14 protein-coding genes are annotated in these 15,571 nt (G+C 73.7%); 3 read left to right on the top strand and 11 right to left on the bottom strand.

Annotated elements, in window-relative coordinates; genetic code table 11:
- Nucleotides 1-140 precede the first annotated feature (140 nt).
- Nucleotides 141-1,610, top strand: a complete 1,470-nt coding sequence (locus tag ACZ4W5_RS11455; protein WP_465653984.1) for a lytic transglycosylase domain-containing protein — start codon at nucleotides 141-143, stop codon at nucleotides 1,608-1,610.
- Between the two features lie 171 nt (nucleotides 1,611-1,781).
- On the opposite strand, the gene ACZ4W5_RS11450 is transcribed toward ACZ4W5_RS11455, so the two are convergent.
- The 3 genes from ACZ4W5_RS11450 to ACZ4W5_RS11440 all read right to left on the bottom strand — a co-directional run bounded on the left by ACZ4W5_RS11450 (nucleotide 1,782) and on the right by ACZ4W5_RS11440 (nucleotide 3,827).
- Nucleotides 1,782-2,369 carry a TerD family protein gene (locus ACZ4W5_RS11450; RefSeq protein WP_465653983.1) on the bottom strand — a complete coding sequence of 196 codons (588 nt, stop codon included), beginning with the start codon at nucleotides 2,367-2,369 and terminating at the stop codon, nucleotides 1,782-1,784.
- A gap of 172 nt (nucleotides 2,370-2,541) precedes the next feature.
- Nucleotides 2,542-3,195, bottom strand: a complete 654-nt coding sequence (locus tag ACZ4W5_RS11445) for a hypothetical protein (protein ID WP_465653982.1) — start codon at nucleotides 3,193-3,195, stop codon at nucleotides 2,542-2,544.
- Entirely contained in the window at nucleotides 3,192-3,827 is a 636-nt protein-coding gene (locus ACZ4W5_RS11440; RefSeq protein ID WP_465653981.1) for a class I SAM-dependent methyltransferase, read from the bottom strand. Before ACZ4W5_RS11440 ends, ACZ4W5_RS11445 begins: the two co-directional genes overlap by 4 nt.
- A 250-nt stretch (nucleotides 3,828-4,077) precedes the next feature.
- On the opposite strand from ACZ4W5_RS11440, the gene ACZ4W5_RS11435 reads away from it, so the two are divergent.
- Nucleotides 4,078-6,483 carry a glycosyl hydrolase family 18 protein gene (locus ACZ4W5_RS11435; protein WP_465653980.1) on the top strand — a complete coding sequence of 802 codons (2,406 nt, stop codon included), beginning with the start codon at nucleotides 4,078-4,080 and terminating at the stop codon, nucleotides 6,481-6,483.
- 63 nt (nucleotides 6,484-6,546) lie between these two features.
- Here ACZ4W5_RS11435 and ACZ4W5_RS11430 read toward each other — a convergent pair whose 3' ends face one another.
- The 7 genes from ACZ4W5_RS11430 to ACZ4W5_RS11400 form a co-directional block, all read right to left on the bottom strand.
- Nucleotides 6,547-7,317, bottom strand: coding sequence for a bestrophin-like domain (locus tag ACZ4W5_RS11430; RefSeq protein WP_360240470.1), 771 nt, complete (start codon nucleotides 7,315-7,317; stop codon nucleotides 6,547-6,549).
- Between the two features lie 112 nt (nucleotides 7,318-7,429).
- A complete protein-coding gene (locus ACZ4W5_RS11425) occupies nucleotides 7,430-7,798 on the bottom strand; it encodes a hypothetical protein (protein WP_465653979.1) in 369 nt (122 codons plus the stop codon).
- Between the two features lie 1,063 nt (nucleotides 7,799-8,861).
- A complete protein-coding gene (locus ACZ4W5_RS11420; RefSeq protein WP_360240476.1) occupies nucleotides 8,862-10,271 on the bottom strand; it encodes a family 2B encapsulin nanocompartment shell protein in 1,410 nt (469 codons plus the stop codon).
- Nucleotides 10,272-10,651: 380 nt separating this feature from the next.
- Nucleotides 10,652-10,807, bottom strand: a complete 156-nt coding sequence (locus ACZ4W5_RS11415) for a hypothetical protein (protein WP_465653978.1) — start codon at nucleotides 10,805-10,807, stop codon at nucleotides 10,652-10,654.
- A 129-nt stretch (nucleotides 10,808-10,936) separates the two neighbouring features.
- Nucleotides 10,937-11,449 carry a hypothetical protein gene (locus ACZ4W5_RS11410; protein ID WP_465653977.1) on the bottom strand — a complete coding sequence of 171 codons (513 nt, stop codon included), beginning with the start codon at nucleotides 11,447-11,449 and terminating at the stop codon, nucleotides 10,937-10,939.
- A 235-nt stretch (nucleotides 11,450-11,684) separates the two neighbouring features.
- Nucleotides 11,685-13,139, bottom strand: coding sequence for a MocR-like pyridoxine biosynthesis transcription factor PdxR (gene pdxR, locus ACZ4W5_RS11405; protein ID WP_465653976.1), 1,455 nt, complete (start codon nucleotides 13,137-13,139; stop codon nucleotides 11,685-11,687).
- A gap of 122 nt (nucleotides 13,140-13,261) precedes the next feature.
- A complete protein-coding gene (locus ACZ4W5_RS11400) occupies nucleotides 13,262-13,807 on the bottom strand; it encodes a universal stress protein (protein WP_465653975.1) in 546 nt (181 codons plus the stop codon).
- A 476-nt stretch (nucleotides 13,808-14,283) separates the two neighbouring features.
- Between ACZ4W5_RS11400 and ACZ4W5_RS11395 the strand changes: the two genes are divergently transcribed.
- On the top strand, nucleotides 14,284-14,679 hold the full coding sequence (locus ACZ4W5_RS11395; protein WP_402480353.1) for a transglycosylase family protein: 396 nt from the start codon (nucleotides 14,284-14,286) through the stop codon (nucleotides 14,677-14,679).
- 118 nt (nucleotides 14,680-14,797) lie between these two features.
- Here ACZ4W5_RS11395 and ACZ4W5_RS11390 read toward each other — a convergent pair whose 3' ends face one another.
- Complete coding sequence (locus ACZ4W5_RS11390; RefSeq protein WP_465653974.1) at nucleotides 14,798-15,400, bottom strand: pyridoxamine 5'-phosphate oxidase family protein; 603 nt, start codon at nucleotides 15,398-15,400, stop codon at nucleotides 14,798-14,800.
- Between the last annotated feature and the right edge of the window lie 171 nt (nucleotides 15,401-15,571).

Genomic DNA, 15,571 nt, shown 5'->3' with positions numbered 1-15,571 from the left:
CCTCCCGTCCATCCTGTCCCTGTCAGATCGTCGTGATACTAATCGTTGCGGCGGCGGGCGCCGCCGATCGGCGGACGGGCACGATGACGAAGGCTCAACCGTTCCGGGAGGGTCCGGACGGCAATGGGGAGGGGCAGCAGATGGCGGCGAGGATCGGCAGTGCCAAGGGCGGGCGAAAGGTACGGATCGGCAAGCGAGTCACCGGCACGGCTGCGGCGTTCGCCGCGCTGGCCGCGCTGACCGGCTCTCAGGTGTCGGGCCTCGGGCTCGCCCCGGCCGCCGCCGCCGACGCCGGGCAGGCACAGGACGCCGCCGCGCAGGCCCCGGGCGGCTCCGCCACCCCCTTCGGCGGCCCGGCCGCCGGGGTCCCCGGCACCGCGGCCGACGGCGGCAGCGCCGTCCAGTTGCCGCAGCCGCCCGGCACCCAGCCCGGTCTGCCCGCGGCCGGCCCGTTCACCGCCAACGGACCCTCGCTGCCCGCCACCGTCTTCGCCGCCTACCAGAAGGCCGAGGCCTCCCTGGCGCAGCGTTCGCCGGGCTGCCACCTGCCCTGGCAGCTGCTGGCGGCGATCGGCGAGGTCGAGTCCGGCCAGGCGAACGGCGGCAAGGTGGACACCGCCGGCACCACGCTCACCCCGATCCTCGGCCCGGTGCTGGACGGCAACGGCTTCGCCGCGATACCCGACACCGACGGCGGTCGCTACGACGGCGACTCCCGTTGGGACCGCGCGGTCGGCCCGATGCAGTTCATCCCCTCCACCTGGGCCTCCTGGGGCGTGGACGCCACCGGCAAGGGCACGGCCGACCCGAACAACATCTTCGACGCGGCCGAGACCGCCGGGCGCTACCTGTGCGCGGGCGGCCGGGACCTCTCCGACCCCGCCCAGCTGGACCGGGCGATCCTCAGCTACAACAACTCCACCGAGTACCTGCGCACCGTCCGCAACTGGATGGCGCACTTCGGCAGCGGCCAGGTGACCACGGTCGCGGACCGCCCGGGCATCCCGACCGTGCCCGGTTCGACGCCCTCGCCCTTCCTCCGGCCGTCCGGCACCACCGGCACCCCGGGCACCACCCCGACCGGCGGCAGCGGCACCGGCCCGACGCCGGGCGGCCGGCCGACGGAGCCTGCGGCCACGCCGACTCCGACGCCGTCCGCGCAGCCCACCGGCACGCCGACGCCGAGCGGTTCGCCCTCGCCCTCCGCCAGTGCGACGGCCACCCCCACCGGCACGCCGACGACGACTCCGACCACCACGCCGTCCGGCAGCGCGTCCCCGACGGCCACCCCCACCAGCACCCCCACTGGTACGCCGACCGGCACTCCGACCGGCACCCCGACGTCCTGCCCGAGCCCGACCGCGACCGCGACCGCGACGCCCACCGGAACGGCCACGCCCACCGGTTCGCCCTCGCCCTCCGCCAGCCCGACGGCCACCCCCACCGGCACCCCGTCGGCCACCCCGACCACCGCCCCGAACTGCCCGACGCCCACGCCCAGCGGCAGCCCGAGCGCCACCGCGACCCCCGGCGCCACCTCCTCCGCCACGCCGAGCGGTTCGCCGAGCGCCTCGCTCTCGCCCTCCCCCTCGGCGAGCGCCAAGAAGTAGCACCCGCGCACGCACCGAACCGCCGACGGCGGCAGGACGGCCCGACCGGCCGGACTGCCGCCGTCGCCGACTGTCGGCCCCGGCCGAGGACTGCCGGCCCTGGCCGGGTTCCGGCGCCGCGACCGCGGCCTCGACCTCAACCTTGGCCGAGGCGCCGGAGCCCGGGTCGGGTTACAGGTGCTTGACCAGCTCCGGCATGAGGTCCTGGAAGGTGCGCCCGCTGGCGGGCTGGCCGATCGCGGCCAGCTGCCAACCGCCCGGCGTGCGCTGCACCTTGGCCATGATCTGGGCGGTGTAGGGGCCGCCGCCGGTGAGGGTGTAGCGGGCCAGCTCGACGCCGGTGGTCTCGTCCACCAGGCGGCAGAAGGCGGCCTCGACCTCCTGGAAGGTCTGCCCGGTGAAGGAGTTCACCGTGAAGAGGATCTGGTCGACCTCGGCGGACACCCTGGTCAGGTCGACGGTGATCGACTCGTCGTCGGTCGCGTCCCCGGCACCGCCGACCAGGTTGTCCCCGCTGTGCCGGACCGAGCCGTCGTTGCTGGTGAGGTGCTGGAAGAAGACCACGTCCAGCGGCTTGCCGTGGGCGAAGAGCACCGCGGAGGCGTCCAGGTCGATCTCCTGCCCGGCGGACAGCAGTTTGGCCAGGAAGCCCTTGCGCTGCACCGCCCGCCAGCCCAGGCCCATCCGGACCACGCTCAACTGCCCACCGCCCGGCTTCTCCAGGCTGATCTTCTGCCCCTTGGCCAGCGAAACGGCCATCGTGCCCTCCTCGTTCCTGCCGCCGTCCGTGCCGTGAACCTATCGTGCACAGAGAAACTATGATCATCGGACGGCGTCCGTCCAGGTCCCCTACCCAGGCGGCGACACTCCCACCCAGCAGCCCCACCGGTTCCGCCCGCACGGCGGGCCGTGGCCGGGGCGACCGGGCGGATCAGGCGTCGCCGTCCAGCAGATGCTGACGCACCTCCTGGAAGATCCAGGCCCCGCCGGCCGTCCGGGAGAACACCCAGACCAGGTCGAAGCGGTCCGGCCAGGTGCCCGGCGCCCCGCTGCCGGCCGCGCCGAGCGCCTCGACGATCCGCGGGATCCGGGAGTGTTCCCAGCAGATCAGCACCGGCTGCGTTCCGGCGAGCGCGGCACCGGCCAGCTGGGACTCCTGGGACTCGGCGTAGCCGGTGTCCACGGTCAGCCCGAGCTTGCCGGCCAGCGGGGTGACGGTCTGCCGCATCCGGTGGGCTCCGGCCAGCGGGCCCTGGTCGGTGGCGGCGTAGATCCGGACGGGGGTGCGCAGGCCGGTCGCGGGCGCGGCGAACAGGGTGGGCAGCGCCTTGGCCCGGTCCCAGCCGCGCTGGGTGAGGGACTTGCCGTCGGGCTTACCGTTCTCGTCCAGGCCGGGCTGGTTGCCGTCGGGCTTCTCGCCGTGCCGGATGATCATCACGAAGGCGGCGCCGCCCGGGTCACTGGCCCTGGCCACCGGGCCGGTCCTGTCGGCCTTGTCCTTCGTGCCGGAGGAGCAGCCGGCGAGGGCCAGGGGGGCCGCGGCCAGTCCTGCGAGGAGCAGCCGGCGGGTGGGACGGGTGGTCACACGGCACCCCGTTCCAGTCGTACGAGGGTGTCGATCGCGACGCCCGTCGCACCGCCCCGATGGCCGGGTTCGGTGTCGACCTCGCGCCGGACGCGTTCGGCCCGCACGACGTGCAGGCCGTACGGGGCGAGGTCGGCGAGGACGTCCTCCGGGGTGAGGAGCACGGCCGGGTCCTGCGGGCCGCCGACGCCCTCGGTGAGGTTGCTCAGGTCGTGTCCGATCACCAGCAGGGTTCCGCCGGGGGCGAGTGCCTCGGCGGCGCGGCGCAGTGCGGCGCGGCGGTCGGCGGCGGGCAGTTGGAGGTAGGCGACCAGGACGAGGTCGTAGCCGACGGTGGGGGCCTCGTGGGTGCGGGCGTCGCCGTGGCGCCAGGTGAGGCGGTCGGCGACCTCGTCGGACAGTTCGGCGGTGAGGCGTTCGGCGCGTTCGAGGGCGACGGCGGAGAAGTCGACGCCGGTGACCTCCCAGCCCTGAGTGGCGAGCCAGATGGCGTTGCGGCCCTCGCCGGTGGCCAGGTCGAGGGCGTGGCCGGGGGTGCGGCCGGTCAGTTCGCGCACCACCCACCGGTTGGGCGCGGTGCCCCAGACCAGTTCACTCGCGGCGTAGCGGTCGTCCCAGCCCTGACTGTCCATGCGCTCCTCCGTTCGGCGGGCCTGTTCCGTCCCGGTCAACCTACCGGTCGGCCGCTGTGCGCGGCCCCGGTCGGTCCAGCGGGTGGACACCCTTGACGGCGCAGATTGGTCCAGTCCAATCTGTTCAGTCGAGCACCCGTCAAGCACCTGTCACCCCGCCCGGCCGCCCCCACCGCGTCCGGGCCGGCTCCCCACGGCCCGTCCGGGCCACGCACCGCCGGAACCCCCACACATCCGGAGGACACCCCGCATGCACGACCGCGTCCTGCCCGCACGGCCCGACCTGCCCGCCCAGGGGCGAGCCGCTCGCCGGGCCGCCCGGCACAGACGGGCCACCGCACTGGCCCTGGCCGCCACGCTGACCACCAGCGGCGCCGCCCTCGCCCTCACCCTCGGCTCCGCCGCCGCCTCGCCGGTCAACCTGCTGGCCAACGGCGGCTTCGAGTCCGGCACCCTGTCCGGCTGGAGCTGCTCCAACGGCTCGGTGGTCACCACCCCGGTGCACGGCGGGAGTTACGCGCTCAGCGGCGCCGCCTCCGGCTCCGACACCGCGCAGTGCCAGCAGACCGTCACCGTCCAGCCGAACACCAGCTACACCCTGGCCGGCTGGGTCCAGGGCAGCTACGTGTACCTGGGCGCCACCGGCACCGGCGTCAACGCCTCCAACTGGACGCCCGGCGGGTCGGGTTGGAGCCAGCTCAGCAGCACCTTCACCACCGGCGCCACCACGACCTCCGTCACGGTGTTCACCCACGGCTGGTACGGCACCGGCACGTACTACGCGGACGACCTGACCCTGACCGGGCCGGGCGGGCCGACCTCCTCCACCAGCCCGACGGCCACCGGCAGCCCGACGGCGTCCACCAGCCCGACGGCGTCCACCAGCCCGACGGCCTCGGGCAGTCCCACGGCCACCGGTTCGCCCAGCGGCAGTCCGACCGCGACCGGCTCGCCGACCGGGAGCCCCAGCGGATCGCCCAGCGGCAGCCCTAGCGGAAGCCCCACCGGCAGCCCGACCGCAACCGCCACCGCGAGCGGCCCGGCCGGGGACGGCAAGGTCACCACCCCGACCGGCGTCACGATCAGCAAGGTCACCTCGGGCGCCGTGGTGCTCAGCTGGCAGCCGTCCGCCCTGAACGGCGGCGACGGCCCGGTCGCCTACAAGGTGTGGTCCAACGGCCAGTTGGTCGCCACCTCGATGGGCACCTCGGTCGCCGTCAGCTCGCTGCGGCCCGGGCAGGGCTACACGTTCAGCGTCCAGGGCTACTCGGGCGGCCACGCCTCCGCCCAGTCCGCCCCGGTGAGCACCACGACCGCCGCCGCCCCCGCCCAACAGCCGGTCCGCGCAGCCTACTTCGACCAGTGGGGCATCTACGAGAACGCGTACTACCCGAAGAACGTCGACACCAGCGGCGCCGCCGGCAAGCTGGACGTCATCCACTACGCCTTCGCCAACATCGACCCCTCGAAGTTCACCTGCTTCCAGGCGGTGAAGGCCTCCGACTCGGCCAACGACTCCGACCCCAACGCCGGTGACGGCGCGGGCGACGCCTACGCCGACTACCAGGACGGCTACACCTCCGCCACCAGCGTGGACGGCAGCACGGACGGCTGGGACCAACCGCTCAAGGGCAACTTCAACCAGCTGCGCCAGCTCAAGGCCAAGTACCCCAACCTGCGCTTCACCATCTCGATCGGCGGCTGGACGTACTCCAAGTACTTCTCGGACGCGGCCGCCACCGACGCCTCCCGGAAGGCCTTCGTCTCCTCCTGCGTCGACATGTTCCTCAAGGGGAACCTGCCGACCGGGGTCGCCGGTGACGCCTCCGGCGGCGCGGCCTCGGCGGCCGGCATCTTCGACGGCATCGACATCGACTGGGAGTACCCGGGCTCGGCGGGCGGCCACACCGGCAACCACTACTCCCCCGCCGACAAGCAGAACTACACCCTGCTGCTCAAGGAGTTCCGCACCCAGCTGGACGCCCTCGGCGCCGCCCAGGGCAAGCGCTACCTGCTGAGCGCCGCGCTGCCCAGCGGCCAGGACAAGATCGCCCAGCTGGAGACGGACAAGATCGGCGCCTACCTGGACTACGCCGACGTGATGTCCTACGACATGCACGGCTCCTGGGACGCCAAGGGCCCGACCAACCACCAGGACCCGCTGCACGACAGCCCGGCGGACCCGACCACGCCGATCACCCCCGGCACCCGCAAGTACAACGTCGACACCGCGCTCACCGCGTACACCACCGGCCTGCCCGAGTACGGCATCCCCGGTGGCTTCCCGGCGAGCAAGATCGTGCTCGGCATCCCGTTCTACTGGCGCGGCTGGACCGGCGTCCCGGCCGGCTCGAACTACGGCCTGTACCAGAGCGCGACCGGCCCGACGGCCGCCAAGCCGCTCAGCCAGGAGGCCGGTCTGGCCGCCTGGAAGGAGCTCAACCCGACCGCCGCGCAGACCCATTGGGACGCGGTGACGGAGAGCAGCTGGGTCTACGACGGCACCAACTTCTGGACCGGCGACACCCCGCAGGCCGTCCGGGCCCGCGGCGCCTACGCCAAGAGCAAGGGCCTGGGCGGGCTGTTCGCCTTCTCCCTGGAGAACGACGACGCCTCGGGGACCATGCTCAACTCCCTGGACAGCAGCCTTCGCTGACGCCCGATCAGTGACAAGCCGACGCCGGTGGCCCCGCTCGGGACCACCGGCGTCCGCTCCGGTTCAGCTCTTGAGGTTGAGCGAGGGGAAGAGGTCCTCGAAGGGCTGGGTGGTGACCGAGACGCTCCGGGCGAACGGATCGTCGAAGTCCCAGATCATGAACAGCAGGAAGGCGATCAGCACACTGAAACAGGCCGCCAGCATCAACTCCCTCGGGGTGTGCCGGATCTGCAGCGCGAACATCATGCCGATGGTCACCACCGCCCCGCCGATCAGCCCGAACCACACTACGCCCGGCATGGTCGGCCCGGCGTTCTGGCCGCGCTGGTTGCGGGCGTCGGAGGCCTGGCTGATCCGGTCGGTGATCGGCTGGTAGGCCTGGGACTCCAGGTCCGAGGCCGGCGTCCGGGAGACCAGCTCGTTCTGGATCTTGTCCAGCAGCTGGGTGCCCTTGTCGGTGATCTCGCCGTTCTTGCCCATGTAGTCCCACTCGACGTTCACCACGTAGGTGACATAGGCGTCGACATCGGCCCGGACCTGGTCGCGGAACTCGACCGGGTAGACCACCGCCCGGTCGCTGACCTCCCGCAGCGACTGCGCCTCACGGAACAGGTCGTCCTGGGCTGCGCCGCGCGCCTCCCAGACCCCCGCGATCGCGAGACCGACGACGATCGCGTAGACCACCCCGATCATCATCGTGATGTACTCGATGACGTCCGGAGTCTCGTCGGTCTTCTCGACGGCGCCCGCACTGCGGCGCCGCAGCACCACCACGGCCAACACGACGGCACCGGCCGCCGCCATGGCGATGATCAGCGCCACCCACTCGGACATGGGAACTCCCTTCTCTGGCTTGGCTCGTGACGTGAAAGGTGAACCCCGGGCGCACTCGGCAGGAGGGGCCGGGGGAAGGTCGGGGCGGTCGCCGTCAGGACCCTCAGGACCCTCAGGACCCGGAACCACCGCGACCGCGGCCGCGGCCGGGGCGCAGCGAGGCCGCCGCCAGCACCGCGGGGACGGTGATCAACAGCATCGTGGTGGTGGTCGAGGCCCCGTGGTGTGACGGTGCGACGGGCGCCGGCTTGGCGGCCCGCACCACCTTGAAGGACGGATGCGCCGACGGTGTGGGCCAGGCCGGGCTCGGGCCGGCCGGACTCGGGCTTGCCGGGCTCGGGCCGGCCGCGCTCGGCAGCGCGGGGCTGGGCACCACCACGGCGGGGGCCGTCGGGGCGTCGGGTACTGCCGGAACCGGCACCACCGCGGGCGGTGGCGGCTGCGGGGCGGGGGCCGGGGCCGGGGCCGGGGCCGCAGGCACGGCGGGAACCGCCGGGGGCGGTGACGCCGGTGCGGGCGGAGACGCCGGTGCCGGGGGCGACGGCGGCGGGGTGGGGCCCGGAGGTGACGGCACCGCGGTCGGGGACGGCGTGGGGGTGGGGGTGAGCGTCGGCGTCGGGGTCGGCGTCGGCGTACGCGTAGGCGTGGGCGTTGGGGTCGGCGTGCGCGTAGGCGTCGGCGTGGGTGTCGGGGTAGGTGTCGGCGTACGCGTGGGCGTCGGGGAAGGCGTGGGTGTCGGTGTCGGCGTACGCGTAGGCGTGGGCGTAGGTGTCGGCGTGGGGCTCGGGCAGGGATGCGGATGGTGGTGATGGTGGTGCCCCCCGTGCCCCCCGTGCCACCAGCCGCCCCCGTGCTCCCCCTGCCCGTCGTCGCCGCCCCCGTGGTCGTCGGCCGGTCGCCCCGGCTCGGGCCGGAGCCCGGCCGTAGCGGAGGGCGAGGGCACCGCGGGCAGCGTCCCGGCCGTGGGCGGCCGGTGGCAGTGGTGGTGGTCGTGCGGCGGCCGGGGTCCGTGGTGCCGGCCGACGTCGGGCGCGACGGTGACGCCGACCTGGACGTCCACGTCCACTCCGACGTCCACGCTGCCGCCCGGGCCCACCGTGGTGGACACGTCGGTCCCGGTGCACACGCAGGTGTCGACGGCCCCGCCGCCCGGATGCCCGCCGGGGCGTTCGGCCCCCGAGGCGCTGGCCCCGCCGACCAGCGCGCACATCGCCACCACGCCGACCGCCGCACCGATCAGCCGCGCCCGTCGACCGGGGGCCGCACCCCCGCCGCCGTGCCGCGGTATCCGTCGGTACTGCCGGCGCTGCGGCATGGGCTCCACACACCTCTCGGGTCGTCCGGGCGAGGACGGAAGGGATCTGGCTGATCAGCCGACGGGAACGGACAGCAGTGGTCGGATCCGGCTCAGAGCCGATCGGGTGCGACCATGCGCATTCAGACGTGATCAGGCGGACGGCCCGCCTCCGGGGCGGGCCGTCCGTCATCAGGTGGAACGATCTTCGCGCCGACCGGTTACGGCCCGCGCCCGCCGTTCCCCGCGCTCAGTGGCGGCGGTGCGCGATCTCGACGTTCTCCAGCACGCCGACCGCGTCCGGCACCAGGATCGCGCAGGAGTAGTAGGCGCTGACCAGGTAGGAGATGATCGCCTTCTCGTCGATCCCCATGAAGCGGACCGAGAGCGAGGGCTGGTACTCGTCCGGCAGACCGGTCTGGTGCAGGCCGATGACGCCCTGGTTGTCCTCACCGGTACGGATCACCAGGATCGAGCTGGTGTTCTCCTTGGTGATCGGGATCTTGCTGCACGGCAGGATCGGAACCCCGCGCCAGGCCGGCACCTGCTGCCCGCCGAGGTCGACGTGGTGCGGGTAGATGCCCCGGGCGTTGAACTCGCGGCCGATCGCGGCGATGGTCTTGGGGTGGGCCAGCAGGTAGTCCGGGTCACGGCGGCGGTTGAGCAGCTCGTCCAGGTCGTCCGGGGTGGGCGGGCCGGAGTGGGTCTGGATCCGCTGGTCGAAGTCGGCGTTGTGGAGCAGGCCGAACTCCGGGTTGTTGATCATCTCGTGCTCCTGCCGCTCGCGCAGGGCCTCGATGGTCAGCCGGAGCTGGTGCTCGGTCTGGTTCATCGGCTGGTTGTACAGGTCCGCGACGCGGGTGTGGATCTTGAGGATGGTCTGAGCGACGCTGAGCTCGTACTCGCGCGGCTTGAGCTCGTAGTCCACGAAGGCGCCGGGGAGTTCGTACTCGCCGCGGTGGCCCGCCGACATGGCGATCTCGGCCTCGCCGCGCTCGTTCTGGGCCTGCAGCGGCAGGGACAGGAAGGTCTGCAGGTGCTCCTGGAGGCTCGGCGCGTTGTCCCGGATGCGGGCGAAGTCGTCCCGGCTCAGGGTGAGGGCGACGCCGGAGGTGGTGGTCTTCGCCGTGTACTCCCAGACGGCGTCCGGGTTGAGCAGCGAGTCGTCGCCGAAGCGGTCGCCGTCGGCGGCCACGCCGACCACGGTCTCGTCGCCGTACTTGCCGGTGCCGATCTTGTTGATCTTGCCGTGCGCGATCAGGAAGATCCGGTCGGCCGCCTCGCCCTGGGTGGTGAGCACCTCGCCGGGGCCGAAGTCGCGCTGCTGGCAGCGGTCGGCGAGGGCGGTCAGCACCTCCTCGTCCTCGTAGCCGCGCAGCAGGGCAAGTTCGCCCAGCTCGGCCGGGATCACGCGGACCTGGGAGCCGGTCTTGATGAACTCCACCACGCCGTTGCCGACGGTGTAGGTGAGCCGTCGGTTGACCCGGTACGCGCCACCGTGGGCCTCGACCCACGGGAGCACCTTGAGCAGCCAGCGGGAGGTGATCTCCTGCATCTGCGGGGCGGACTTGGTCGTGGTGGCAAGGTTGCGGGCAGCGGCCGTCGCGAGGCTCTGCTGCCGGTCCTGCTGTGTCTCCGGGCTCGTCGTGTCCACGGACATCGGCAGGGGTCTCCATTCGTGTGGTCGGATCAGGCAGCCGGGGCCGGTACCGCTCCGTCCCGGTGCATGCTCCGCAACGGATCATCAGATCCGCGAGCTGGTGGGGAAGTTGGCGAGTTTCGTGAGGACGACCGCCATCGCCCGGCGGCCCATCCGGAACCCTAGATCACCAGAACCCGACGGAGCCCGTACGGCGGCCTACTACCCCCCGATAGGGTGAATCTCCGGTGATCCGCCCCCACGGGCCGCGATCGTCACCGGAACACCCGTTCGCCGGTGCGCACCCCGCGCACCCCGCGCACCCCGTACCCCGTGCGCCTCACCCGCTCCGCTCCACCCTCCTGCCGCACGCGCCTCCCGCCGTCAACCCGGCACACCGCTCAGGCGACCTCCAGGCCCTGCCGCACCCGGTCGAAGCGGCCCGCGGCGAGCTCCGCGCCCACGCGCTCCCGCAGGGCGGCGTGGAGCCCGTCCGGCATCGGCAGGTCGTCGTGGGCGGCGGGGCGGCGGGGCGCTCGTGCGTGGGTGTCGGGCACGGTCCGATCCTGTCACCCGGCTCCGACACACGCGGAAGGCCCGTCAGGTGCCGGTACGGGGGTGGCCGGCACCTGACGGGTGTTCGGGGGGTGCGGCCGCGAGGGCCGCGCCGGGGGGAAGGGGGTGGATCAGCAGGCGACCTGGGTGCCCGGGATGCCCAGGATGCCGGAGTTGTTGGCCAGACCGCCCTGGTACTCGTAGTACAGGTACGAGTAGAAGTCGATCCGGACGTCCTGGCCGCAGGCCGAGTCCGGGGCCACGGTGTAGGTGACCGTGAAGGTGCTGCTGGCGCCGGGGGCGAGCGGGACGTCGTAACGGGCGATGCCGCCGTGCACGTTGTCGCTGCAGCCGTTGGTCTGGGTGCCGCAGGCCGTGGCGGTGAACTTGAGCCCCGGCACCAGACTGGTGGCGTACGTCTCCTGGACGCTCTGGTAGACGAACTGGATCGGGGTGTCGTACGGGTTGGTGAGCGTCAGGGTCAGCGTGAACTCACCTCCCCGGGCGGTCGTCTGGTGGTCGGAGACGGCCGTCAGGGGCAGCGGGTTGTCGGCGGCCCGGGCGGGTGCCGCAGTCAGCAGCAGTCCGGCGGCGAGGGCCGGGCCCACGGCGAGCGCGGCACGGCTCAGATGTGTTCTGCGCATGTCCAAGGAGCGTAGGGGGCGGCGCCGTCGGGACCGCCCTCCTCGGCCCGAACCCGTACTCGCGTACGAGCGGCGGGCGGACGCCGGGGGCCGACCGTCCGCGTTCCGGCCCGGCGGAACCGCCGGTGCCCTATCCTTCGCCGCGCACCCCGCAGGCCCGGGCCGCGCGCGCGGACCGTCGGGCGGGTCCGGCCGGGGTCGGTGCGCTCAGGCCATTGCGCTCAGCCCATTGCGCTCAGGCCGGCGCCGGCAGGATGTCGCACAGCGCCCGGAGCGCGGCCGGCCAGGCGTGGTCCGGCGGCGTGGCGTAGCCGACCACCAGGCCGTCGACGGCGGGTGTCGCCACCGGATCGGCCGCCGGGTGCCGGTAGTCGGCGAGCCCCTCGACCGCCAGGCCCCGGTACGCGGCGGCCTTGAGGATGGACCGTTCGGTGCCGGGGGCGAGCCGCAGCACGGCGTGCAGACCGGCCGCGATGCCGGACACCTCGATGTGCGGGGCGTGGGCGGCCAGCGCGGCCACCAGCTGGTCGCGGCGGTCCCGGTAGCGGCGGCGCATCCGCCGCAGGTGGCGGTCGTAGCCGCCGGAGTCGATGAACTCGGCGAGGGTCAGCTGGTCCAACGCACTGACCCAGGCCTCGCGTTCGCCCTTCGCGGCGAGCACCTGGTCGACCAGGTGGTCCGGCAGGACCATCCAGCCGAGGCGCAGCGCCGGGGTGAGGCTCTTGCTGGTGCTGCCGAGGTAGACGACCCGGTCGGGGTCGAGCCCCTGGACGGCGCCGACCGGCTGGCGGTCGTAGCGGAACTCCCCGTCGTAGTCGTCCTCCAGGACGAGCCCGCCGCGTCCGCGCGCCCAGTCGATCACGGCGGCGCGGCGCCCGGCGTGCAGCGGGCCGCCGGTCGGGAACTGGTGGGCGGGGGTGAGCAGGACCGTACGGAGCTCCGGGTGCCGGGCCAACTCCTCGACCCGGGCGCCCTGTTCGTCGATCGGCAGCGGGACGGCGGTGACGCCGGCGGCGGCCAGCAGCCCGCGGTGGAAGCCCAGCCCGTACGCCTCGACGGCCAACGGCCCCTGGTCGGCGGGCGGAAGGGCGGGCGCGGCGCCGTCGAAGAGCAGGCGCAGCGCGTGGGCGAAGCCGGAGCAGACCACGATCCGGTCGGGGTCGGTGCGCACGCCGCGGGCGCGGGCGAGGTAGTCGGCGAGGACGGCACGCAGTTCGGGCCGACCCTGGGGGTCGCCGGGTCCGAAGGCCTCGTTCGGGGCGGCGGTGAGGGCCCGGCGGGCGGCGGCCAGCCAGGCGGCGCGGGGGAAGGAGGCGGCGTCGGGCCGGCCCTGGCGCAGGTCGTGCACCGGTCCGGGGCGGCGCGCGGGGCGGCGGGCCCGGGTGGGCGGGACGGGTGCGGCGCGGTCGGCGACGGTGGTGCCGGAGCCCTGGCGGGCGGTGAGCCAGCCCTCGGCGACGAGTTCGGCGTAGGCCTCGGCGGCGGTGTTGCGGGCCAGGCCGAGGTCGGTGGCGAGGGCCCGGTAGGGCGGCAGCCGGGTGCCTGGGGCCAGTCTGCCGCTGCGGATCGCCTCGCGCAGCGCGGCCATCAGCGCGGCGCGGCGGCCGCCGGTGGCGGGCAGCTCCAGGTGCAGGTCGTTACCGGTCGGGTGGGCCGGCTCGGTGGGGTGCGCGCCCGACGTCTCCGTCATGGTCACGCACCCTACCCGCCGCCCCGGCACCGCCCGGCGGGCGGCCACTCCCCTTTGTGGCCGCACCCCTTAATGGCCATACCCCTTCCTAGCCGCGCCCCCGACAGCCACACCCCTGACGGCTACGGCACCACGGTGACCGGCCAGCGTCCGGCCTTGACCAGCCGGACCGCGACCGAGCCGATCACCTTGTGCCCGGCCTGCTCGGAGACGCCGACCACCACGGCGTCGGCGCGCAGCTCGTCGGCGAGCTTGGCGAGGCCGGTGTAGGGGTCGCCGCGCATGGTGAGGAAGCGCCACTCCACCCGCCAGACCTCGCTCACCCGCTGTTCGGCCTCGCGCAGCGCGGCGAGCAGTTCGTCGGCGACCTCCTGGGTGGTCTCCTCCACGGCGGCCCCGGCGAGGGCGGTGGCGGCGCCGAGTATCGGCTGGATGTAGGCGATGGCCAGCTGGGCGCCCTGCCGGCGGGCCAGTCCGGCGGCGTAGGCGGTGGCGCGCCAGGAGGAGTCGGAGCCGTCCAGGCCCGCCAGGATCACCTTGGGTCCGTCGGTCCCCAGTTCGAAGCCGCTCGGTGCGACGGCCGGCTGGTGCTCCCCGTGCTCGGCGTCGGCCGGTCGGCCCGCGCCCTCGACGGCCCCGGTGTCGGCCGCATCGCTGTCATTGCTCATGGGCGGAAGGCTATGCCCGCCACCGTGGGTGGCCGACGGGGGCACTCCGGGTGAGGGCTGTGGCGCGGGCCACCCGGGCGGGCCCGCGACGGCGCCGGGCCGGTACCGGGGGCGGGCGGGCCGTCACGCGCTGTCGACGGTGTGCGCGGCCTCACACCGGCTCCGGGGTGACGGGGGCCACTTCCCGGGGTGGTTTGATCTTGGAAATAGCTGCAAATCGGTCGAAATCACCTTATTTTCGTGATCGCTACCTGCGGTAACAGGCCTCTGACGTGCTCAAACCTGCGATTCCTTGAAACCGCCACGACCGCCCCCGTACCTTCGAACCCGTTGCACCGAGCGATTCCGCTCCGGCCGGGCCTCACCGCCCCCGAGCAGGAACGGTGCCGGACCGCGCGAGCGATGTGTCCCCGCAACCGACGGCCTTCCGAGGGCCTGGTTCCGCACGCCCGCACACCCCCTCCGAAAGGAAACGCATGACCTTCCGTAACGAGACTGCCGCTGCCACCACCACTGCCACCCCGAAGCGCCGCAACCGCGTCCGGATGGCTCTGATGGCCGGGGCGCTCACCGCGCTGCCGGTGGCCGGCCTCGTCACGGCCACCAGCGCCTCCGCCGCGCCGGCGTCGGTCTGGGACAAGGTCGCCTCCTGTGAGGCCACCGGCAACTGGGCCATCAACAGCGGCAACGGCTTCTACGGCGGCCTGCAGTTCACCTCCAGCACCTGGGCGGCCTTCGGCGGCACCGCGTACGCCCCCCAGGCCCACCTGGCCACCAAGGACCAGCAGATCGCGATCGGCGAGAAGGTCCTCGCCGCCCAGGGCCCCGGCGCCTGGCCGATCTGCTCCGTCAAGGCCGGCCTGGGCAAGTAAGCCCGCCGCCACCCGCACGCACACGAGCCGCCGCACCCCCAGGGTGCGGCGGCTTCGTCACGTCACGATCCGTCCGGCTCCCGTGTACGCCCCGACGCCCCCCGGCTCCCCCGGGGGCTCAGGCCGATCGAGTGGATCGGGCCGGGCGGTCGGGGAGCGGCAGCGGGAGGGCGGGCAGGCCGTCGAGGCTGGTGCCGACCAGCGGCTTGCGCTCGCAGTAGGCGCCGAACTCCTCCTCGTCCTTGCGGTCGAAGTACTGCGCGTGCAGCTCGCGATCGGCGCGGTAGTCCATGAACGGCACGGCGTACCCGCAGGAGTCGCTGACCCGTTCGGCCCGGACCAGCACGATCGCCCGCAGGCCCGAGCCGTCCGCCCCGGGTTCGAAGCGGGCGAGCAGCTCCGCGAAGCGCGGGTCGTCCCGGAAGACCGGCTCGCCGCGGCCGTGCACCCGCACCACGGTGGGCGGGCCGTCGAAGGCGCACCACATCAGGGTGATCCGGCCGTTCTCCCTCAGGTGGGCGATGGTCTCGGCCTGTGAGCCGCCGAAGTCCAGGTAGGCGAGGGTGAGTTCGTCGATGATCGCGAGGGTGCCGGAGCGGCCCTTGGGCGAGAGGTTGACGTGCCCGTCGCCGGCCAGTGGCGCCGTCGCGACGAAGTAGACGGGCTGGCGTTCGATGAACTGCCGCAGTCGGCCGTCGATGCTTTCGTACTGCTTTCCCATGTGCGCGATTGTGCCCGCATCTCGCTCTCCGAGAAAGGAAAATCCATCCCATGAGACGGCAAGCGGCCCGGGGGGGGGGGGGGGGGGGAGGGGGGGGGGGGGGGGGGGGGGGGGGGGGGGGGGGGGGGGGGGGGGGGGGGGGGGGGGTTGGTGTTGGGGGTGTATGGGGGC

It is taken from the genome of Kitasatospora sp. NPDC029367 (assembly GCF_055569135.1).
Note: the sequence above shows the minus strand (reverse complement) of the source record. Positions and strands in the feature narration are given on the sequence as shown.

Bases quoted from the DNA above. Each gene is read 5' to 3' on its own strand.
- ACZ4W5_RS11430 (WP_360240470.1), bottom strand. From the start codon at position 7,317: ATGTCCGAGTGGGTGGCGCTGATCATCGCCATGGCGGCGGCCGGTGCC.
- ACZ4W5_RS11410 (WP_465653977.1), bottom strand. From the start codon at position 11,449: ATGCGCAGAACACATCTGAGCCGTGCCGCGCTCGCCGTGGGCCCGGCC.
- ACZ4W5_RS11440 (WP_465653981.1), bottom strand. From the start codon at position 3,827: ATGGACAGTCAGGGCTGGGACGACCGCTACGCCGCGAGTGAACTGGTC.
- ACZ4W5_RS11455 (WP_465653984.1), top strand. From the start codon at position 141: ATGGCGGCGAGGATCGGCAGTGCCAAGGGCGGGCGAAAGGTACGGATC.
- ACZ4W5_RS11435 (WP_465653980.1), top strand. From the start codon at position 4,078: ATGCACGACCGCGTCCTGCCCGCACGGCCCGACCTGCCCGCCCAGGGG.
- ACZ4W5_RS11395 (WP_402480353.1), top strand. From the start codon at position 14,284: ATGACCTTCCGTAACGAGACTGCCGCTGCCACCACCACTGCCACCCCG.
- pdxR (WP_465653976.1), bottom strand. From the start codon at position 13,139: ATGACGGAGACGTCGGGCGCGCACCCCACCGAGCCGGCCCACCCGACC.
- ACZ4W5_RS11420 (WP_360240476.1), bottom strand. From the start codon at position 10,271: ATGTCCGTGGACACGACGAGCCCGGAGACACAGCAGGACCGGCAGCAG.
- ACZ4W5_RS11390 (WP_465653974.1), bottom strand. From the start codon at position 15,400: ATGGGAAAGCAGTACGAAAGCATCGACGGCCGACTGCGGCAGTTCATC.
- ACZ4W5_RS11400 (WP_465653975.1), bottom strand. From the start codon at position 13,807: ATGAGCAATGACAGCGATGCGGCCGACACCGGGGCCGTCGAGGGCGCG.
- ACZ4W5_RS11450 (WP_465653983.1), bottom strand. From the start codon at position 2,369: ATGGCCGTTTCGCTGGCCAAGGGGCAGAAGATCAGCCTGGAGAAGCCG.